This window comes from Streptomyces sp. NPDC048417 (assembly GCF_040651615.1).
Lineage (GTDB): Bacteria > Actinomycetota > Actinomycetes > Streptomycetales > Streptomycetaceae > Streptomyces.
Genome location: NZ_JBEZKI010000004.1, coordinates 396,331 through 415,576, shown reverse-complemented (window position 1 = coordinate 415,576; position 19,246 = coordinate 396,331). Strand labels below are relative to the sequence as shown.

The 19,246-nt window shown below is 72.3% G+C and carries 21 protein-coding genes; 12 read left to right on the top strand and 9 right to left on the bottom strand.

Annotated elements, in window-relative coordinates; genetic code table 11:
• The first annotated feature begins 13 nt into the window (after positions 1 to 13).
• Positions 14 to 742, top strand: coding sequence for a lysophospholipid acyltransferase family protein (locus tag AB0D59_RS08945; RefSeq protein ID WP_362562599.1), 729 nt, complete (start codon positions 14 to 16; stop codon positions 740 to 742).
• A gap of 3 nt (positions 743 to 745) precedes the next feature.
• Here AB0D59_RS08945 and AB0D59_RS08940 read toward each other — a convergent pair whose 3' ends face one another.
• From AB0D59_RS08940 to AB0D59_RS08920, 5 genes are all read right to left on the bottom strand, one after another.
• Positions 746 to 1,447, bottom strand: coding sequence for a phenylalanine--tRNA ligase beta subunit-related protein (locus AB0D59_RS08940; RefSeq protein WP_362562596.1), 702 nt, complete (start codon positions 1,445 to 1,447; stop codon positions 746 to 748).
• Positions 1,448 to 1,457: 10 nt separating this feature from the next.
• Entirely contained in the window at positions 1,458 to 2,051 is a 594-nt protein-coding gene (locus AB0D59_RS08935; RefSeq protein ID WP_362562593.1) for a transglutaminase domain-containing protein, read from the bottom strand.
• A gap of 86 nt (positions 2,052 to 2,137) precedes the next feature.
• Positions 2,138 to 3,208, bottom strand: a complete 1,071-nt coding sequence (locus tag AB0D59_RS08930) for a low specificity L-threonine aldolase (protein WP_362562590.1) — start codon at positions 3,206 to 3,208, stop codon at positions 2,138 to 2,140.
• Complete coding sequence (locus AB0D59_RS08925) at positions 3,205 to 3,954, bottom strand: SDR family oxidoreductase (RefSeq protein WP_362562588.1); 750 nt, start codon at positions 3,952 to 3,954, stop codon at positions 3,205 to 3,207. Before AB0D59_RS08925 ends, AB0D59_RS08930 begins: the two co-directional genes overlap by 4 nt.
• Before the next feature lie 38 nt (positions 3,955 to 3,992).
• Entirely contained in the window at positions 3,993 to 5,390 is a 1,398-nt protein-coding gene (locus AB0D59_RS08920; protein WP_362562585.1) for a DUF6421 family protein, read from the bottom strand.
• A 412-nt stretch (positions 5,391 to 5,802) separates the two neighbouring features.
• Between AB0D59_RS08920 and AB0D59_RS08915 the strand changes: the two genes are divergently transcribed.
• On the top strand, positions 5,803 to 6,486 hold the full coding sequence (locus AB0D59_RS08915) for a glycerophosphodiester phosphodiesterase family protein (protein ID WP_362562582.1): 684 nt from the start codon (positions 5,803 to 5,805) through the stop codon (positions 6,484 to 6,486).
• Between the two features lie 4 nt (positions 6,487 to 6,490).
• Here the strand turns inward: AB0D59_RS08915 and AB0D59_RS08910 are convergent, their stop codons facing one another.
• Positions 6,491 to 7,030 carry a GNAT family N-acetyltransferase gene (locus tag AB0D59_RS08910; RefSeq protein WP_362562581.1) on the bottom strand — a complete coding sequence of 180 codons (540 nt, stop codon included), beginning with the start codon at positions 7,028 to 7,030 and terminating at the stop codon, positions 6,491 to 6,493.
• Between the two features lie 508 nt (positions 7,031 to 7,538).
• Here AB0D59_RS08910 and AB0D59_RS08905 point away from each other — a divergent pair.
• The gene (locus AB0D59_RS08905; protein ID WP_362562579.1) at positions 7,539 to 7,931 is read left to right on the top strand and encodes a VOC family protein; all 393 of its coding nucleotides are present in this window, start codon (positions 7,539 to 7,541) and stop codon (positions 7,929 to 7,931) included.
• Between the two features lie 78 nt (positions 7,932 to 8,009).
• A complete protein-coding gene (locus tag AB0D59_RS08900) occupies positions 8,010 to 8,774 on the top strand; it encodes a VOC family protein (RefSeq protein ID WP_362562577.1) in 765 nt (254 codons plus the stop codon).
• Between the two features lie 94 nt (positions 8,775 to 8,868).
• Here the strand turns inward: AB0D59_RS08900 and AB0D59_RS08895 are convergent, their stop codons facing one another.
• Together AB0D59_RS08895 and AB0D59_RS08890 are read right to left on the bottom strand one after the other, a co-directional pair.
• Positions 8,869 to 9,429, bottom strand: coding sequence for a MarR family transcriptional regulator (locus AB0D59_RS08895; RefSeq protein ID WP_362562575.1), 561 nt, complete (start codon positions 9,427 to 9,429; stop codon positions 8,869 to 8,871).
• The gene (locus tag AB0D59_RS08890) at positions 9,426 to 11,081 is read right to left on the bottom strand and encodes an FUSC family protein (protein WP_362562572.1); all 1,656 of its coding nucleotides are present in this window, start codon (positions 11,079 to 11,081) and stop codon (positions 9,426 to 9,428) included. Before AB0D59_RS08890 ends, AB0D59_RS08895 begins: the two co-directional genes overlap by 4 nt.
• Positions 11,082 to 11,280: 199 nt before the next feature.
• Here AB0D59_RS08890 and AB0D59_RS08885 point away from each other — a divergent pair, with 199 nt between their 5' ends.
• From AB0D59_RS08885 to AB0D59_RS08860, 6 genes are all read left to right on the top strand, one after another.
• Positions 11,281 to 11,826 (top strand): DUF5134 domain-containing protein, encoded by a 546-nt coding sequence (locus AB0D59_RS08885; RefSeq protein ID WP_362562570.1) that lies wholly within the window; start codon positions 11,281 to 11,283, stop codon positions 11,824 to 11,826.
• Positions 11,827 to 11,921: 95 nt separating this feature from the next.
• Entirely contained in the window at positions 11,922 to 12,857 is a 936-nt protein-coding gene (locus AB0D59_RS08880; RefSeq protein ID WP_362562568.1) for a M56 family metallopeptidase, read from the top strand.
• Positions 12,858 to 12,912: 55 nt separating this feature from the next.
• Positions 12,913 to 13,581 carry a phosphatase PAP2 family protein gene (locus tag AB0D59_RS08875; protein ID WP_362562566.1) on the top strand — a complete coding sequence of 223 codons (669 nt, stop codon included), beginning with the start codon at positions 12,913 to 12,915 and terminating at the stop codon, positions 13,579 to 13,581.
• Positions 13,582 to 13,678: 97 nt separating this feature from the next.
• Entirely contained in the window at positions 13,679 to 14,011 is a 333-nt protein-coding gene (locus AB0D59_RS08870) for a twin-arginine translocation signal domain-containing protein (protein ID WP_362562563.1), read from the top strand.
• A gap of 53 nt (positions 14,012 to 14,064) precedes the next feature.
• On the top strand, positions 14,065 to 14,775 hold the full coding sequence (locus AB0D59_RS08865) for an HAD-IA family hydrolase (RefSeq protein ID WP_362562561.1): 711 nt from the start codon (positions 14,065 to 14,067) through the stop codon (positions 14,773 to 14,775).
• Positions 14,776 to 14,912: 137 nt separating this feature from the next.
• On the top strand, positions 14,913 to 15,575 hold the full coding sequence (locus tag AB0D59_RS08860; protein ID WP_362562559.1) for a helix-turn-helix domain-containing protein: 663 nt from the start codon (positions 14,913 to 14,915) through the stop codon (positions 15,573 to 15,575).
• A 9-nt stretch (positions 15,576 to 15,584) separates the two neighbouring features.
• Here AB0D59_RS08860 and AB0D59_RS08855 read toward each other — a convergent pair whose 3' ends face one another.
• Positions 15,585 to 16,115 carry a DUF6214 family protein gene (locus AB0D59_RS08855; protein WP_362562557.1) on the bottom strand — a complete coding sequence of 177 codons (531 nt, stop codon included), beginning with the start codon at positions 16,113 to 16,115 and terminating at the stop codon, positions 15,585 to 15,587.
• 185 nt (positions 16,116 to 16,300) lie between these two features.
• Between AB0D59_RS08855 and AB0D59_RS08850 the strand changes: the two genes are divergently transcribed.
• Positions 16,301 to 17,647 (top strand): FAD-dependent oxidoreductase, encoded by a 1,347-nt coding sequence (locus AB0D59_RS08850; protein WP_362562555.1) that lies wholly within the window; start codon positions 16,301 to 16,303, stop codon positions 17,645 to 17,647.
• Positions 17,648 to 17,773: 126 nt separating this feature from the next.
• Complete coding sequence (locus tag AB0D59_RS08845) at positions 17,774 to 19,126, top strand: nucleobase:cation symporter-2 family protein (RefSeq protein ID WP_362562553.1); 1,353 nt, start codon at positions 17,774 to 17,776, stop codon at positions 19,124 to 19,126.
• The last annotated feature ends 120 nt before the right edge of the window (positions 19,127 to 19,246 follow it).

Below are 19,246 nucleotides of genomic sequence, written 5' to 3'. Positions count from 1 at the left end.
GTCCGCCCCGCCCATGGCCGAGCTGGTCTACCGTCCCGTCATCGGTTTCGCCAAGACGCTGTTCAAGGTCTGGGACCTCAAGATCGACTGCCAGGGTTCCGAGAACATCCCGCGCTCCGGCGGTGCCGTGCTGGTGAGCAATCACATCAGCTACCTGGACTTCGTCTTCGACGGACTGGCGGCCATCCCGCAGAAGCGCCTGGTGCGTTTCATGGCGAAGGAGTCGGTCTTCCGGCACCGGATCTCCGGTCCGCTGATGCGCGGGATGAAGCACATCCCGGTGGACCGCAAACAGGGTGAGACGGCGTACCGGCACGCGCTGGACTCGCTCAAGTCCGGTGAGATCGTGGGGGTCTTCCCGGAGGCCACGATCTCCCAGTCGTTCACGCTGAAGAGCTTCAAGTCGGGCGCGGCGCGCATGGCCCAGGAGGCCGGCGTCCCGCTGATCCCGATGGCACTGTGGGGCACGCAGCGGCTGTGGACCAAGGGGCAGCCACGCAACTTCAAGCGCAACCACCTCCCCGTCACCATCCGGGTGGGCGAGCCGGTCGAAGCCCCGCGCGACCAGTACGCGGGCGCCATCACCCGCCGCCTGCGCGACCGCGTCCAGGAACTGCTGGACGCGGCCCAGCGGGCCTACCCGGCCCGCCCGAAGGACACGACCGACACCTGGTGGCTCCCGACCCACCTGGGCGGCACGGCGCCCACGCAGGAGCAGTTGAAGGCGGCCGAGGCGGTCTGAGCCTCAGCCCGCCGACTCGGGCGCCCGCACCTCGATACGCGCCCCGGGGCTGAACTTCTCCAACAGCTCGGCGAGTTCGGCGCCCGCCGACTCGACCTCGGCCACCGTCATCGGGGCGAGGCTCTCCAGCAGGAAGACGGCCGAGGTCGTCCGCTCGGTCAGGCGGGTGCGGGGACCCTGGCGCCAGTTCCAGCGGCGGCAGGTGACGCCCGCCGCGTCGCACCACACGACCTCGCCGGCGTCCGGGCGCTCGACGACCTCCTCGCCGCCCGCGACCGTCACGAAGTCCTCGTCGCCCGTGGCGCGCACGAGCCGCATCCCGCCCTGGATGAGGCCGAGGTCCTCGCCGCCGACGGGGATCAGGTGGGCGACGCTGATGGCGTTGTAGAGGTCCACCAGCAGGTTGATGCGGGGCAGACCGCCGTCCGCGAGGGCCCGCTTGGCCAGTGCCTCGGCGGAGTTCCGGGTACGGGACGGCTTGGAACCGAACGCCGTGTAGGCCGTGCGCCAGGCCGCCATGTGCGGATCCTCGTGCGGGGCGCGCCCGTCGAGGCGTACCGCGAGCCGCCGGGCCGCGTCGTCGAGGAGGGCCGAACTCGCCTCGGTGCTGGGCCCGTTGACCAGTCCGTGGGCCTCGATCGCGAGGTGCGTGAAGCCGGGCGCGAGGGCGCGCACCTCGTCGGACACGGTGAGCGTGAGAGTCATCTGCCTTGCCTCAGAGTGCGGTGGGGAGCGTCTTCCACAGGTACGGGCGGTCGGGCGCCGCTTTCAGCGCGCCGAGCACGGCCGGGTGAGGTTCAGCGTACAGGACTGGATAGTCCACCTCATTGCACTCCGGGTTCGGAGTCCAGGCCAGCCGCTCGCCGTCGAGGGAGAACCGGGCGTCGACACCGGGCTTGTTGCCGCGCGGATCCTGCCGGTGCCAGGCCCCGTTGAAGCGGACGGCGACCAGTCCGTGCACGACGTGGCCGGTTCCGTCGTCGTCCGCCAGCCGCTGGTAGCACAGGGCGGTGGGGATGTCCTCGGCGCGCAGCAGGGCGGCGAGGGCGTGGGCCTTGGCGTAGCAGATGCCGGTGCGCCGCTCCAGCACGTCCGAGGCCCGCCAGGTGACCCGGGGATCACCGGCATCGGCGGAGTGCGGGATGGCGTCCCGCACGAATGCGTATGCGGCCCGCGCATAGGCATACGAGTCCTCGGCCCCCGCCGCCAGCCGGGCGGCCGCCTCCCGGACCACGGGATGGTGATGGTCGATGACCTCGTCAGCGGCCAAGTACGCGGACAGGTCGGCGGTTTTCTGGATCAGCTCCATGGGCACAGAGCATAGAAATGCGATCACCCGAGCGTCAATGACTTTTCAGGTGACCGCATATCTATGCAACAGATCAATGGCTCCGGCTAGCGCGCCATCTCCTCCTTGAGCGCCGCCACGAACGCGTCCACGTCCTCCTCGGTCGTGTCGAAGGCGCACATCCAGCGCACGTCCCCGGCCGCCTCGTCCCAGAAGTAGAACCGGAACCGCTTCTGCAGCCGCAGGCTCACATCGTGCGGGAGCCTCGCGAAGACCCCGTTGGCCTGCACCGGGTGGAGGATCTCCACGCCGTGCACGGCCCGGACGCCCTCGGCGAGGCGCTGCGCCATCTCGTTGGCGTGCCGGGCGTTGCGCAGCCACAGGTCCTTGGCGAGCAGCGCCTCCAGCTGCACCGACACGAAGCGCATCTTCGAGGCGAGCTGCATGGACAGCTTGCGCAGGTGCTTCATGTGGCTGACGGCGTCCTGGTTGATCACCACGACCGCCTCGCCGAACACGGCACCGTTCTTGGTACCGCCCAGGGAGAGGATGTCGACGCCGACGGCGTTGGTGAACGTGCGCATCGGGACGTCCAGGGAGGCCGCCGCGTTCGCTATCCGGGAGCCGTCCAGGTGCACCTTCATGCCGTGCCCGTGGGCGTGCTCGCAGATCGCGCGGATCTCGTCCGGCGTGTAGAGGGTGCCCAGTTCGGTGCTCTGGGTGATCGAGACGACCTGCGGCATCGCGCGGTGCTCGTCCTCCCAGCCGTACGCCTGCCGGTCGATGAGCTCCGGGGTGAGCTTGCCGTCGGGGGTGGGCACGGTGAGCAGTTTGAGGCCGCCCATGCGCTCGGGGGCACCGCCCTCGTCGACGTTGATGTGCGCGCTCTCGGCGCAGATCACCGCACCCCAGCGGTCGGTGACCGCCTGGAGCGCGACGACGTTCGCGCCGGTGCCGTTGAAGACCGGGAAGGCCTCCGCGGTCGCGCCGAAGTGGCCGCGAACGATCCGCTGGAGGTTCTCGGTGTACTCGTCCTCGCCGTACGCCACCTGGTGGCCGCCGTTGGCGAGGGCCAGGGCGGCCAGCACCTCGGGGTGGGCTCCGGCGTAGTTGTCACTGGCGAAACCGCGGACCTGCGGGTCGTGGTGGCGACGCGCGTCGGTCTTGGGAGGGTTCACGGCTTCTCGGTCAGCCACAGACGGTTTCCGTTCACTTCGGCGGCGGACTTGCTCCAGACGCCCTCGACGGCCTCGGCCAGATCCTTGACGTCCGTGAAGCCCGCGAACTTCGCGTTGGGCCGCTCGGCGCGCATCGCGTCGTGCACCAACGCCTTCACCACCAGGATGGCAGCCGCGGAGGTCGGGCCCGCCTCGCCCCCGGCCTTGCGGAAGCCGTCGGCCATGGCGAGCGTCCACGCCTCGGCGGCGGCCTTGGCCGCGGAGTACGCGGCGTTCCCGGCGGTGGGCTTCGACGCGCCGGCGGCGCTGATCAGCACGTACCGCCCGCGGTCGCTGCGCTGCAGGCCGTCGTAGAAGGCCAGGGAGGTGTGCTGGACCGTGCGGATCAGCAGCTTCTCCAGCAGGTCCCAGTCGGCCAGGTCGGTCTCGGTGAAGTTCGCGCTGCCGCGCCAGCCGCCGACCAGGTGGACGAGGCCGTCGATCCGGTCGTGGTCCTTCTCGATACGGTCGGCCCAGGCCCGGGTCGAGTCCAGGTTGAGCAGGTCGACCGTCTCGCCGGTGACCACGGCGCCGCCGCCCGCGTAGCGGGCCGCGTCCACGGCCTCCGCCAGGCGCTCGGGATTGTTGTCGGCGCCGACGACGGTCGCGCCCGCCTCCGCGAGCCTGACCAGGGTCGCGTGCCCGGCGGGTCCACCCGCCCCGGCCACCGCGATCACCGCACCACTGAGAGACCCGTTGCCCGCCATGTGCTTCCCCTCTTGAGCAGTGTTCCGGAGACGGCCGCTCACGCGGCGACCGGCTCGGCGCTGTCCGCCGTGATGCCCTTGGTCTCGGCGATCACGTTCTTCAGTTTCTTGGACAGGGCCTCATAGAACATGCTCAGCGGAAACTCGTCCGGAAGCACGTCGTCCACGAGCTTGCGCGGCGGCAGCGTCAGGTCGAGGGCGTCCGGGCCCTTGGCCCACTTGGAGCCGGGGTGCGGGGCGAGGTACGTGGCGACCAGCTCGTAGCCGGCGAACCAGTGGACGAGCTTCGGGCGGTCGATGCCGTCCCGGTAGAGCTTCTCGATCTCGGCGCACAGCTGGTTGGTGACCTGCGGGGCGCGCTCCCAGTCGATGGAGAGCCGGTTGTCGGTCCAGCGGACCACGTCGTGCTTGTGCAGGTAGGCGAAGAGCAGCTGGCCGCCGAGCCCGTCGTAGTTGCGGACGCGGTCGCCGGTGACCGGGAAGCGGAACATGCGGTCGAAGAGCACCGCGTACTGCACGTCACGGGCCTGCGGGACGCCGTCGGCCGCCAGCTTCACGGCCTCCTTGAAGGCGGTGAGGTCGCAGCGCAGCTCCTCCAGGCCGTACATCCAGAACGGCTGGCGCTGCTTGATCATGAACGGGTCGAACGGCAGGTCGCCGTGGCTGTGGGTGCGGTCGTGGACCATGTCCCAGAGCACGAAGGCCTCTTCGCAGCGCTTCTGGTCGTGGACCATGGCGGCGATGTCCTCGGGGAGTTCCAGGCCGAGGAGGTCGACGGCCGCGTCGGTGACCCGGCGGAAGCGGGCGGCCTCGCGGTCGCAGAAGATACCGCCCCAGGAGAATCGTTCCGGCGCCTGACGCACGGCGATGGTCTCGGGGAAGAGAACGGCGGAGTTGGTGTCGTAGCCGGCCGTGAAGTCCTCGAACGTGATGCCGCAGAACAGCGGGTTGTCGTAGCGGGTGCGCTCCAACTCGGCCAGCCAGTCGGGCCAGACCATGCGCAGGACGACCGCCTCCAGGTTGCGGTCCGGGTTGCCGTTCTGGGTGTACATCGGGAAGACGACCAGGTGCTGGAGGCCGTGTGCGCGGCTCGCGGCGGGCTGGAAGGCCAGCAGCGAGTCGAGGAAGTCGGGCACCTGGAAACCGCCGACCGCCCAGCGCCGCAGGTCGGTCACCAGGGCGCGGTGGTAGTCGGCGTCGTGCGGGAGCAGCGCGGACAGCTCCTCGACGGCCGCGATCACCTGGTCGACGGCCCGCTCGGCGTCGGCGCGGGCCGGGGCGTCCTCGGCGTCGAAGTCGATCGACCCATCCTTGGACTGCCATGGCCGGATCCGCTCCACGCCATCCTTGAGCACGGGCCACGCCGGGTGCTCGACCACCCTGGTCACGGGAGAAACCTGCTCCTCCGAACCCACCTGCACAAGAATTTCCGTCATGACCCATCCTCCACGGGAGCACCTCACGTAAGGACACCGTATGCATACGGGCTTTCTCCCAGCAAGGGGGCCCTCAGGAAATTATCCTGCGACGCTGCACCTTCACCGCGCTTTTTCCTGTCCGAAACCGTGAAGGCGCTCACATTCACTGCGGCCGATGACGAGGCGTCAGCTCCGGGGCGACGTATGGATCCGGCCGGTCAATACAGGGCGGGACGCGCCCACCCCCGGGTGACCGCCGACAGGGGTACGAGCCAGACACCGCGCGCCCTGCGCACCAATCCCCCGTGTACGTACGGGTTCATCGTGACGGGCGGCCATTAGGCTGCGCCCAGCCGCACGGACAGCGACGTCCCGTCGTACGGTCCGCGCGCGTGCATCCCCGCCGCCGTCGACGGAAGCGAGTTGAATCTTGAACTTCCTTACCATCGGTCACCGCGGAGTCATGGGCGTCGAGCCCGAGAACACCCTCCGTTCCTTCGTCGCCGCCCAGCAGGCCGGCCTCGACCTGATCGAACTCGATCTGCACCTCAGCAAGGACGGCGCCCTGGTCGTCATGCACGACGCGGAGGTGGACCGCACGACCGACGGCACCGGCCCGATCGCCGAGAAGACCCTGGAGGAGCTGCGCACCCTGGACGCGGGCCGCGGTGAGCGGGTGCCGGTGTTCGAGGAAGTCCTGGACGCGGTACGGACGCCGTTGCAGGCCGAGATCAAGGACGTGGCGGCGGCCCGCGCACTGGCCGAGCTGATGCGGCGACGGGACCTGGTGTCCCGGGTGGAGGTGTCCTCGTTCCATGACGAGGCCGTCGCCGAGATCGCCCGGCTGGTGCCGGGCGTGCGCACCGCGCTGATCGCCAGCCGCTACGGCCCCGACGTGGTGGAGCGGGCCCGGGAGGCGGGGGCGGCGACCCTCTGCCTCAACATCCGGCGGCTGACGCTGGAGGTCGTCGAGCACGCCCGCAAGGCGGACCTCAGGGTGATCGGCTGGGTGGTGAACACCCAGGACGACCTGCGGCTGGTGCGCGCCCTCCAGCTGGACGGCGCGACGACCGACTACCCGGAGATCAAACGCACCGCCCGCTTCACCGCGTGAGCCGTCACACCAGTGGCTTGACCAGCAGCTCGAACTGCAGGTCGGAGCGTTGCGGGATACCGAAGCGCTCGTCGCCGTACGGGAACGGCGTCATCTTTCCCGTACGGCGGTAGCCGCGCCGCTCGTACCAGGCGATCAGGTCGTCGCGCACGGAGATCACCGTCATGTGCATCTCCGTGACGCCCCAGTCCTGCCGGGCCCGGCGCTCCGCCTCGGCGATGACGACCTTGCCGAGGCCGGCGCCCTGGAGATCGGGGCTGACCGCGAACATGCCGAAGTAGGCGTGGGTGCCCCGGTGTTCCAGCTGGCAGCAGGCGACGACCCGGCCCTCCCGCTCGACGACGAGGAGGTTGCCGTCCGGGCCCTTGATGACGTCGAGGACGCCGGCCGGGTCGGTGCGCTGCCCCTCCAGGATGTCCGCCTCGGTGGTCCAGCCGGCCCGGCTGGCGTCACCCCGGTACGCCGACTCGATCAGCGCGACCAGCACGTCCACGTCGGCGTCGGTGGAGTCGCGGAAGGTCAGTCCGGCGGCGGCGTTCACCATGGGCGGGTTCTCCGATCTCGTGCAGGCTGAACCGGCAACGAGCCTAACGCCGCCGGTCGGCCGCCGGTGAACCGGTGGTCCCGGGTGCGGAGTGCGGGTGCGGAGTGCCGGGTGCCGGGTGCCGGGTGCGGAGTGCCAGGTGCCGGGCTCCGGGCTCCGGGCTCCGGGTGCGGAGTGTTGGGTGCGGAGGGCCGGGTGCCAGGTGCCGGGCTCCGGGTGCGGGGCGCAGGGCGCAAGGTCCCGGGTGCCGGATCCCGGGCTCCGGGCTCCGGGTGCGGGGTGTTGGGTGCGGAAGGCCTTGGTGCCAGGTGCCGGGCTCCGGGTGCGGGGCGCAGGGCGCAAGGTCCCGGGTGCCGGATCCCGGGCCCAGGGCGCAGGATCCCGGGCGCAAGGCGCAGGGTCGCGAGTGCCGATCCCGGGCGCGGGGCGCGGGGCGCGGGGCGCGGGGCGCGGGGTGCCGGGCCGGGTGCGGGGGTGCCGGGTGTGGGTGGCGCTACGCTCCGGTCGCATGGTGCACGTACTGAGCAGTCGTACCCTTGTCCACCCCACCGACCCCGAGCGCTCCCGTGCCTTCTACGGCGACCAGTTGGGCCTCGCCGTCTACCGCGAGTTCGGCACCGGTCCCGAGCGCGGCACGGTGTACTTCCTGGGCGGCGGTTTCCTGGAGGTCTCCGGGCGCGCGGACGCCCCCGCCTCCCCCGCCGTCCAGCTGTGGATGCAGGTCGCGGATGCCGGCGCGGCGCACAAAGAGCTGGCGGCGAAGGGTGTCGAGATCGTGCGTGCGCCGGTGAAGGAGCCGTGGGGCCTGGTCGAGATGTGGATCGCGGATCCGGACGGCATCAGGATCGTGCTGGTGGAGGTGCCGGCCGACCATCCGATGCGGTACCGGCCGGGGATCTGAGGGCGCGCCCGGGTCCGATGGCCGCTGTCAGTGGCGGGGTCTAGCGTTCGGAGGAGAGATCCCCCTGGAGGAGTGGCCATGGAGTTCGACAAGCCGGTGACGGGCGGCCCCTGCTGGACGGAGCTGGGTACCGACGACCTGGAGGGCGCCAAGCGGTTCTACGCGGAGCTGTTCGGCTGGCGTCCGGAGACGGATCCCCGGCAGGAGGCGGGCGGCTACACCGTGGCGCATCTCGGGGACGCGGCGGTCGCGGCCGTCACCCCGCTGTACCAGGAGTCCCAACCGGTCGCGTGGAACGTGTCGTTCGCGGTGACCGACGCGGACGCGACCGCGCGGCTGGTGGAGGAGGCCGGCGGCACGGTGGTCGTCGGCCCGATGGACATCTTCGACGTGGGCCGCTTCTCGGTCGCCCTCGACCCGACCGGCGCGGCCTTCCAGCTGTGGGAGGCGCGGGCCTTCCCCGGCGCCGGGCTGCTCAACGCGCCCGGTGCGCTGGGCTGGGTGGAGCTGGCGACCCGGGACACCGGCCGGGCCGGGAACTTCTACCGCACCGTCTTCGGCTGGAGCGCCGAGTCCTCCGAGTGGTACACGGAGTTCGCCGTCGGCGGCCGGCAGTTCGGCGGGATGGCCGACATGGGCGACCGGTTCCCGCCCGAGGTGCCGCCGCACTGGCTGCCGTACTTCGCGGTCGAGGACGTGGACGCCACGGCCGAGGCGGCGGCCGCGGCGGGCGGTACCGTGCGGGCGGAGCCGATGACGGTGCCGGACGGCCCGCGGATCGCCGTACTGACCGATCCGCGGGGCGCGGTGTTCGGCGTCTTCCGGGCGGAGGAGAAGCGCTGAGCGGAGGACCGCCCCTGCGGTGTGCGGCGGCCGCCAACAGCGGATCGACGGCCGGCGCGGCAGCCGGCGCCGTGCCCTCCGGCACATCCCGCGGTCAGGCTCGCAACGCGCCCATCCTGCCCTCCAGTCGCCCGAGCAACTCGGCCAGCAGACCGGCCAGTTCGCCCTGCCCGTCGGGGGCGAGGACGGACAGCACGGCCGTCTCGTAGGCGAGTTGCTCGGGCAGGATGCCGTCGACCAGGTCACGGCCCGCGTCGGTGAGGCGGAGGTGGGCGACCCGCCGGTCCCGGGCGTCGCCGCGCCGCTCGACCAGGCCCCGCTCGGTGAGCTGCTTGAGGCGTTTGGTGACGGCGGCGCCGGAGGAGAAGGTCTCCTTGGCCAGCTCGCTCGGGGTCAGTTCGTGGCCGGTGCGGCGCAGCGCGCCGAGCAGGTCGAACTCGGGGCGGCTGAGACCCGCGCGGCGCAGCGGGGCGTCCTCGGCCTGCTGGAGCAGGGCGGCGCAGCGGTTGATACGGCCGATGACCTCCATGGGCCCGGTGTCCAGCTGGGGATGGACGGCCTGCCACTGCCGGACGACGGCGGCGACCGTGTCGTCTCTGCCCGTACCCCCGTCCGCGTCGCCGTCGGCCGCCGGTCGTCCGTTGGTCGCCGTCATGGCCGTGCGTCCTCCGTAGTCCTCGTGCCGTCCCAGGAGTGCGGTCCCTGGCGTCGTACCGTCGCGGCGAGCGTACGGTGTCCGGACTGCTCGGCGAGCACGACCCGCTCCTGGGGCAGTGCGCGTTGCCACCACTCGCCGGACGCGGCGTCGGCCGTGGCGCGCAGCTCGGCGAGGGCGGCGGACAGGGTGCGGCGGGCGGTCTCCACGGCGCGCGGGGCGGGGTGCGGCTCGGCGAGCAGCCGGGCGGCCTCCTCCCGGGCCCGCTCGACGGCGGTCAGGGCGTGTTCGATGCGGTCGCCGGCCCGGCGGTCGGTGACCACGACGGCGGCGGCGAAGCCGACGAGCGCGCCGACCAGGGTGTCCAGGACCCGCTCCGTGATCAACTGCCCGGAGTCCTGGGTGCGGGCGAACTCGGTGATGAGCAGCGCCATCGGGGTGACGCAGACGCTGCCGAGCCAGTAGTTGCGGCCGATCAGCGCCTCGGCGCCGAAGTTGAAGACGAGGCAGCTCAGTACCAGGACGGCCGGGTGCAGATGGGCGAGGGGCACGACGGCGGCGAAGACCAGGACGCCGAGGAGATTACCGACGACGCGCTGGACGCCCCGGCTCCAGGTGAGGGTGGTGTTGGCCTGGTAGAGGGAGGCGGCGGTGACCAGCGCCCAGTAGGGGCGGCCGACACCGAGGGCCAGGGAGGCGTATCCGGCGAGGGCGCAGCCGAGCGCGGTGCGGGCGGCGAGCGGGGCGAGCGGGCCGAGTCGGTGCCACAGCGGGCGGTGCGGTACGGCGCGTTCGGCGTCGATGCCGAGGAGTTCGTCGTCGGCGCCGGCCACCCGCGGGACGCGTCCGGTGCCGCGCAGCGAGCGTGCCCAGCCGCGCAGCCGCTCGGGGTCGGCGTCGGCGGGGGCGGCGAGGGCGACCTCGGCGCGGACGACGAGGTGTTCGAGGGCGCGGCGGGTGCGGTCGGTGCGGGCGCCGGTGGCGAGCAGGGACTGCCAGGCGGCCTGTACGGCGGCGGCCGCGCCGGTCCGGGCGCGGGCGTGGCCCTGCCCGGCACCGCGGGTGTCGGCGTAGGCGGCGGTGGCGTTCAGGGCCTGGGCGGTGGCCCGGCGCTCCGGGCCGTACGGGCGCAGCAGCCCGGGTGCCATGCCGACCAGCCAGGCCCAGGCGCCCGCGAGCAGGGTCAGTCCGACATGACCGGGCACCTGGCCGAGGGCCTGCGGGGCGAACAGGGAGGCGGAGCTGATGAAGGTGAGGACCACGTTCCCGGGCGGGCCGACCCGGGTGGCGTCGCACAGCACCTTCTGCACGGCGGCCATCAGGGCGCCGACGGTGACCAGGGCGACCGCGTTCGTGGTGAGCGAGGCGGCGAGCAGGGCGACGGCGAGGCCGCCGGTCATGCCGAGGACGACCCGGACCAGGGTGCGGGCGCGGGCGGGGTAGGGGCGGTTGTGGCCGTAGAGGGCGCACAGCGATCCGGCCATCGTGTACATCGCCAGGTCGAGGCGGCCGAGGGCCAGCAGGGTCAGGTTGGGCGGGGCGACCGCGGCGACCGCGCTGAGGGCGGGCTTGAACCAGATGTCGGAGGGTCGGCCGAGGCGCAGCGCACCGGCGAGGGGTAGACGGCGGATGGTCGGGGTCGCAGTACTCATACTCATCAATTTAGCATGTGTTTTACTCGTAAAGCACTCTCGAACGTGCCACACGGACAACCGTCCGCTACGGTCGAACAGAATCCCCTCACCTGCTGTGCTCCACCGAGTGCTCCCCGTGTACACCCTTGCGCTCGCGTGCGCGCCGTGCGGGCGGGGCATCGCATCCATCGATGCGACGTCGAGCGGGGAGGTGCGCGTGCACGGACCGGCTTCGCCCGGCTGGCTGCTGGTCGCGCTGTGCGCGGCGACCGGTACCTACTGTCTGCTGCGGATGCGCAGCAGTGTCGAGGAACAGCGGCGCGCCGCGGGCGACGAGGCACTGATGGGGTTCGGCATGGCCGCGATGGCCGTGCCCGCGACCGTCTTCACCCCACCGGTCTGGACATGGCCGCTGTACGCGGCGGTGTTCGGCGCGGCCGCGCTGCGCGCCCTGTGGAGCGCCCGCGGCAGCATGCACCATCTGCACCACCTGGTGGGAGCCGCGGCGATGGTCTACATGGCGGTGGCGATGGCGGCCTCCCCCGGCGGCCACCACCACGGCGGCGCCGGAGTCCCGGCGGTGACCGGGCTGCTGCTCCTCTACTTCACCGGCTACGTCCTGCTGTCCGGTGCACGGCTGGTGCCGGTCGCGGTGACGGCGGCCGGGACCGGGACGGCCGGATGGGGCGACCGGCCCGAGCTGGCACGGGCGTGCCGGCTGTCGATGGGAATCGGGATGGTGGCCATGCTCCTGGCACTGTGAGCGGGTGACGGCACGCGCGGCGCACACGTTGCTTGCGTCACTTTGGCGCAACGGGCTGTACCCCCGGGCGGTCCGCCGCTCATAGGGTGCTGGCCATGATGGTCCCCGTGGCACTGCTGCTGCTCGGCATCCTGACGGCCGTGGCCGGTCCCCGGCTGCTCGCCCGGGCCGACTGGACGGACCGGGAGCCGGTGGTCGCCCTGTGGGCGTGGCAGTGTGTGGTGGCGGCCGTGCTGCTGTGCTGTGCGCTGTCCATGACGCTGAGCGCGGCGGCGGCCTGGCAGGCGGCGCGGGGGCAGCTGTTCGCGACCGCCCCGAGCAGGGTCGCGGACGCCTATCCGCTCGCCGCGACCGGTCCTTGGGCGGCGACGACGGCGGTGACGCTCGCCTGCGCCGGGCTGTGGAGCGGGGCGATGCTGGTGCGCGAGATCGCCGGGGCCAGGGCCCGCCGCCGGCAGCGTCGGGCCGAACTCCTGCTCCGCGCACCGCTGTTGCCCGGCGAGGAGCGGTCCGCCGACCGCCTCGTGGTACTCGAGGGTGAGCGCCCGGACGCCTGGTGGCTGCCCGGCACGACGCCCCAACTCGTGGTGACCACGGCCGCGTTGCGACGGCTGAAAGGGCGTCAGCTAAACGCGGTCCTCGCCCATGAACGGGGGCACGCCCAGGCCCGGCACGACTGGCTGCTGCACTGTTCGGCGGCGCTGGCGGGCGGGTTTCCGCAGATCCCGGTGTTCGCCGCGTTCCGCGACGAGATGCACCGGCTGGTCGAACTGGCCGCGGACGACATGGCGTCCCGGCGCCACGGCCGTCTCACCACCGCGCTCGCCCTGGTCGAACTCAACGAGGACCGGGGCGTGTTCGGCCCCGGGCCGGCCCCGCACGCCCATGTCCCGCAGCGCGTGAACCGGTTGCTCACCGCCCCGGACCGCCTCCCCGCCCGGCACCGGCTGCGGCTGACCGCGACCGCCGCCCTGGTCCCCGTGATCCCGGTGCTGGTGGCGCTCGTGCCGGGACTGCGCGCGCTCGGGTAAAGCCGTATCCATCAGGGAATTGCCCTTCGGGCAATGATTCGGCAAAGATCACGTCATGCGCCCCCCGCCCAGCGACCGTCCTGCCCCGCTTCTCGCGACCGCCGTCCTCGCCCTCTCCTCGGCGCTGCTGCTCGCCCTCGTCGCCGGCGAGTGGCCTCCCCTGGTCGCCCTGGACAAGGACGTCGCCGACGCCACCCATCGCTGGGCCGTCGCGGACCACGGCACCACCCATGTGCTGCGCGTCCTGACGGACTGGGTCTGGGACCCGCTGACCATGCGGCTGGTGTGCGCGGGGGCCGCGGTCTGGCTGGTGTGGCGGCACTCGGCGTGGTGGACCGCCCTGTGGCTGGCCCTGACCTGCGCGCTCGGCACGGTCGCCCAGCAGTCGCTGAAGGCCGCCGTCGGCCGCCCGCGCCCACAGTGGGCCGACCCGGTCGACTCCGCCCACTACGCGGCCTTCCCCTCCGGGCACACCATGACGGCCACCGTGGTCTGCGGCCTGCTGCTGTGGCTGCTGCACCGCTGCGGCGCCGGCCGCGCACTGTGGCGTACGGCCCTGATCGCGGCCGGGGTCTCGGTCGTCGGCGTCGGCCTGACCCGGGTGTGGCTCGGCGTGCACTGGCCCTCGGACGTCCTGGGCGGCTGGCTGCTCGGGGCTCTGGTGGTGGCGCTCGCGGTGGTGGCGTACGAGTGGGAGCGCGAGGGCCGGGGACATCCTCACTAGTGGACGATCTCGTTCAGGACCGGACGTCGGGCCGCGGTGCCTACGATCACGTGGCGGCCTCGGGAGACGCCCGCGCAGCCGCCGAAGGAGGGGTACTTTGTCCAGCATTTCCAGACGATCCCTGCTCGGATACTCGGGAACGGCCGCCGCCGGCGCGGTGGTCGGCACAGCGGCACCGGCACAGCAGGCGGAGGCGGCGGACACCACGACCTCGCAGTTCGGTGAGGGGACACTCTTCAGCGGAACCACCAGCCTCGGTGACGCCGACTACTACCTGGAGATCAAGTTCAGCGTCAGCACGGCCGAGGCGCCGTCGGCGAACCAGATCAGTTCCCTGGAGATCGCCGATCTGCTCAACGAGTTCGCCGCCACGCGAGGCTGGCCGCCCGTCACGTTCTGGGGCACACCGCCGCCGGCCAAGCTGAACTGACCTGCCACGACGGCGGCCATACGCCGGACAGCACCCGGGATAGGGTCCTCCGTATGGCTGCCGTGCTCTTCGACTTCTCCGGGACCCTCTTCCGTATCGAGTCCACCGAATCCTGGCTGCGGGCGGTGCTCGCCGAGTCCGAAGCGGGGCTCTCCGAGGCGGAGTTGACCGCCGCCGCGCGGGCGCTCGAGGTGGCCGGAGCACAGCCCGGCGGGGCGAACCCGGTGGAACTGCCCGAGGAGCTGGCCGGGGTGTGGGCGGTACGCGACGAGAGCGCGGAGCAGCACCGGGCCGCCTACACCGGGCTGTCCCGCCGGGTGCCGCTGCCGGACCCGGCGCTGCACGACGCGCTGTACGAACGGCACATGACCCCGGACGCCTGGACGCCGTACCCGGACGCCGCCGAGGTGCTGCGGACGCTGCGCGCGCACGGGATCGGGGTCGGTGTGGTCAGCAACATCGGCTGGGACCTGCGCCCGGTCTTCCGCGCCCACGGGCTCGACGCGTATGTGGACGCGTACGTCCTGTCGTACGAGCACGGTGTCCAAAAGCCCGACCCACGGCTCTTCACGGTCGCCCTGGAGGCGCTCGGGGCCGCGCCCTCCGAGACGCTGATGGTCGGGGACAGCAGGCCCGCCGACGGCGGGGCGGCGGCACTGGGCTGTCGGGTGCACTTCGTGGACCATCTGCCGGTGACCCGACGGCCGGACGCGCTGCTGCCGGTGCTCGGCCTGGCAGGCCCGGCCACGCCCACGCAGGCCTGACCCGTTCGCGCCGTCCGTCCGAGACGCTCCCCCGTGTCGCCCCGGACGAACGGCAGCCCTGAACAGGCCCCGCACAGAGCGGTGCCCACTGCGTCGATTATAGTTGGCTGGCAGCCAGTCAACGCAGGAGTTCCAGGATGTCCCCTCGCAGCGCCTCGGTCAATGAAGAGTTGCGGAGGCGTTCTCGGGAGCGGCTTCTGCAGGCCGCGGTCGAGCTGGTCGACGAGCACGGTTTCGAGGCCACCACCCTCGGTGCCATCGCCGATCGGGCCGGGTCGGCGCGCGGACTGGTGTCGTACTACTTCCCCGGCAAGCGCCAGCTGGTCCAGTCCGCCGTGCACCGGCTGATGCACCGCACACTGGAGGAGGGGCTGGAGCGCGAGCCTCGCACGGACGACGGCCGGGAGCGGCTGGCCCGTGCCATCGACGCCATCCTGGGTCTCACGCGCGACCGGCCGGTGCTGATGCGCCAGCACATGGCCGGCCTGCTCCAGGCGGAGGGCTTCGTGCAGTGCCCGGAGCAGCGCCGGCTGTCGGAGCTGCTGGGCGACACCGTCGCCCGCTACGGCTCGCAGAACGTCCCGGCCGACTACCCGATGCTGCGCGCCCTGCTCATGGGGGCGGTGTACGCGGCGCTGGTGCCGGGGGTGCCGATGCCGATCCCGGTGCTGCGGGCGGAGCTGTTCGAGCGCTACGGGCTGGACTGGGAGCTGGGCGTGCCCCCGGAGTCCGCGCCCGCGGCGGAGCCGCAGGACCTGTCCCGGTTCTTCGCCACGGAGGACCGGACCGGGTCCGAGTGACCGGCCTGGTCAGCGGCGCGCATGCCGCGGTGTCAGAAAGCCCGCGTCGCGCGCCTGCGCGATGAGCCGGAGCGACCGCCGGCGGCCGTGCCCGGTCGCCCACATCACGGCGAGGACGGGGTCGACGCCTTTCTCCTGCGCGGCCCGGTACTCCTGGGCGACCAGCCACCGCCCCTCGATACCCCGCGGCCAGGCGGGCCGGGCGCGCCGCGGACCGACGGCGCCCGCCGCACCTTCCACGCCCACCGCGCCTTCCGCGACTTCCGCGCCGTCTTCGAGATCCTCCCCGGCGGGCCCCTCGTCCGCGTACGACTCCATCCCGCACGCCCTGAACAGCGGTTCCTCGATCCAGTCGGCGAGCACCGTCAGATCGGCCAGCGACAGTGCGGGCCGCGCCTTGACGTCCTCGATCGACACCCGCCCCCCGGCCACCACGGCGAGCGCGTCGACCTGGGCGCCGTCCCCGAAGGCCAGCCTGACCTGCAACCACGACGTGGCCCCCGTGTGCTCCTGCACCTCCCAGGCGGGCGACACCGACACCGTGCCGTCCTCCGCACGCCGATCAGACAGATTAAGAAAGGATGCTTCTAGCACACACGAAACGTAACCGCATGATCACACTCCATACGACCGGACACGCGTCCGCTTCACCCCAGCGGCCCCTGTCGAGGCGGCCACGCCGGTGGGATGCTGGAGGCACCAGCCCCTCGGGCAAGGAGTCCCCCGTGTTGCGTGTCGCCGTCGTCGGCTCCGGGCCGAGCGGGTGCTACACCGCCCAGAACCTGGTCCAGCTCGACCCCACGGTGGTCGTGGACGTCCTGGACCGGCTGCCGTGCCCGTACGGACTGGTGCGGTACGGAGTCGCCCCTGACCACGAGAAGATCAAGTCGCTGCAGGGCAATCTGCGCACGGTCCTCGAACACGAGCGGGTGCGGTTCCTCGGCGGGGTCCGGATCGGCGGCGGTCCGGGCGAACTCCCGGTGGCGCGGCTGCGCGAGCTGTACCACGCGGTGGTGTACTGCGTGGGCGCCGCCGGCGACCGGCGGCTCGGCATCCCGGGCGAGGAGTTGCCGGGCAGCTGGTCGGCGACCGAGTTCGTGTCCTGGTACAGCGCGCATCCGGACGCCATCGACGCCGGTTTCGTGCGCGACGCCCGCTCGGCGGTGGTCATCGGCGTCGGCAATGTCGCGGTGGACGTGGCCCGGATGCTGGCCCGGGGCATGGCGGAGCTGAGCCCGACCGACATGCCGCAGGCGGCGCTGACCGCACTGGCGGCGAGCCGGATAAGAGAGGTCCACGTGGTGGGCCGACGCGGCCCGTCGCAGGCCCGCTTCACCACCAAGGAACTGCGCGAGCTGGGCGCCCTGCCGGACACCGAAATCCGCGTCGATCCGCACGAGTTGGCACTCGACCCGGCCTACGCCGACCCGTCCGCGCTGCCCGCCGCGCAGCGCCGCAACGTGGAGGTGCTGCGGGGCTGGGACGCGGCCGGCACCCGGGGTGCGGAGCGCCGTATCTGGGTGCGGTTCTTCCTGCGCCCGGTCGAACTGCTCGCGGACGGCGGGCGGGTGAGCGCGGTGCGCTTCGAGCGGACGGAGCCGGACGAGCACGGCGGGGTGCGGGGCACTGGGCGGTACGAGACCGTCGACGCGCAGTTGGTGCTGCGTTCGGTGGGCTATCGCGGAGTACAGCTGGCCGGTCTCCCGTTCGACCCGGCCACCGGTACCGTGCCGCACGCGGCGGGCCGGGTCCTGCACGATCCGGCCGGCGCGCCGGGCACTTACGTGGCCGGCTGGATCAAACGCGGCCCGACCGGCGTCATCGGCACCAACCGGCCCGACGCCAAGGAGACGGTGACCTCTCTCCTGGCGGACGCGCCCGTGCTGCTCGGCAGGGCGGTGCCGGAGGATCCGGTCACGGCGCTGCGCGCGCTGGGCATCGAGCCGGTCGCGTGGTCGGGCTGGCAGGCGATCGAGCGGGCCGAGGCGGCGCTCGGCGCCCGGCTCGGCCGCGGCGTGGTCAAGCTGGCGGACTGGGACACGCTGCTGACGGCGGCGCGGTCGGGGGCGTAGCGGAGTCGACCGCGGCCAGGTGGGCAGGACACGTATCGGCAACACCGCGGAAATCAACAAACTGTTCAATCCGCTTACGGTCTGGTCCTGACCGGATGTCGTCCCCGCCGCCGCTCTGGAGTGCCCGTGTCCACCACCGCCGCCCCCGTCCCCTCCCCCGTCCATCCCGTCGACGAGGTCCCACCCGTACGGCAGCTGGCCGCCTTCGGCCTGCAGCATGTGCTCGCGATGTACGCGGGCGCCGTCGCCGTCCCGCTGATCGTGGGCGGTGCGATGAAGCTCTCGCCCTCCGACCTGGCATATCTGATCACCGCCGACCTGCTGGTGTGCGGGATCGCGACGCTCATCCAGTGCGTCGGCTTCTGGCGCTTCGGCGTCCGGCTGCCGATCATGCAGGGCTGCACGTTCGCGGCTGTGTCGCCGATGGTCCTCATCGGCACGACGGGCGGCGGACTGCCCGCGATCTACGGCTCGGTGATCGTCGCGGGTCTGGCGATCATGCTGCTGGCCCCGGTCTTCGGAAAGCTGCTGCGCTTCTTCCCGCCGCTGGTCACCGGTACGGTGATCCTGATCATCGGGGTCTCGCTGCTGCCGGTCGCGGGCAACTGGGCGGCGGGCGGCGCCGGTGCGAAGGACTTCGGGGAGCCGAAGAACCTGGCGCTGGCGGCCTTCGTGCTCGCGGTGGTGATAGGCGTGCAGCGGTTCGCCCCCGCCTACCTCGCCCGGATCTCGGTCCTCATCGGCATCGCGGTGGGCCTGGCCGTGGCGGTGCCCTTCGGGTTCACGGACTTCAGCGGGGTCGGCGACGCGAACTGGCTGGGCATCAGCACGCCGTTCCACTTCGGGACGCCGACGTTCAAGGCGTCCGCGATCGTCTCCATGCTGGTGGTGGCCCTGGTCACCATGACGGAGACGACGGGTGACCTGATCGCGGTGGGCGAGATGACCGGCCGCAAGGTCGAGCCGGGCTCCCTCTCCGACGGTCTGCGCGCCGACGGCCTCTCGACCGTCCTGGGCGGTGTCTTCAACACGTTCCCGTACACGGCGTTCGCCCAGAACGTGGGTCTGGTCGGCATGACCCGGGTGCGCAGCCGCTGGGTGGTCGCGGCGGCCGGCGGCATCCTGGTCCTGCTCGGCCTGCTGCCCAAGCTGGGCGCGGTGGTCGCGGCCGTACCGGCTCCGGTGCTCGGCGGCGCGGGCCTGGTGATGTTCGGGACAGTCGCGGCGAGCGGCCTGCGCACGCTCGCGACCATCGACTTCAAGGGCAACAACAACCTGACCGTGGTGGCCGTCTCGGTGGCGATCGGGGTGCTGCCGGTGGGGGTGCCGACGGTCTACGCGAAGTTCCCCGACTGGTTCCAGACGGTGATGAACAGCGGTATCAGCGCGGGCTGTCTGACGGCGATCGTCCTCAACCTGCTCTTCAACCACCTTCCGGTGAGGGCGGGTTCGGGCTCGCAGGCGGTGAAGGCGGCGTAAGGGATCGTCCGAGTCCGGGCCGATCGCTCACCGGCGCCGCGGACGGCCTCCCCGTCCGCGGCGCCGGTCGTGAGCGCCGCGCGGCCCGCGCCCGTCGATCCCTCGCGGGCCGCCGTACCT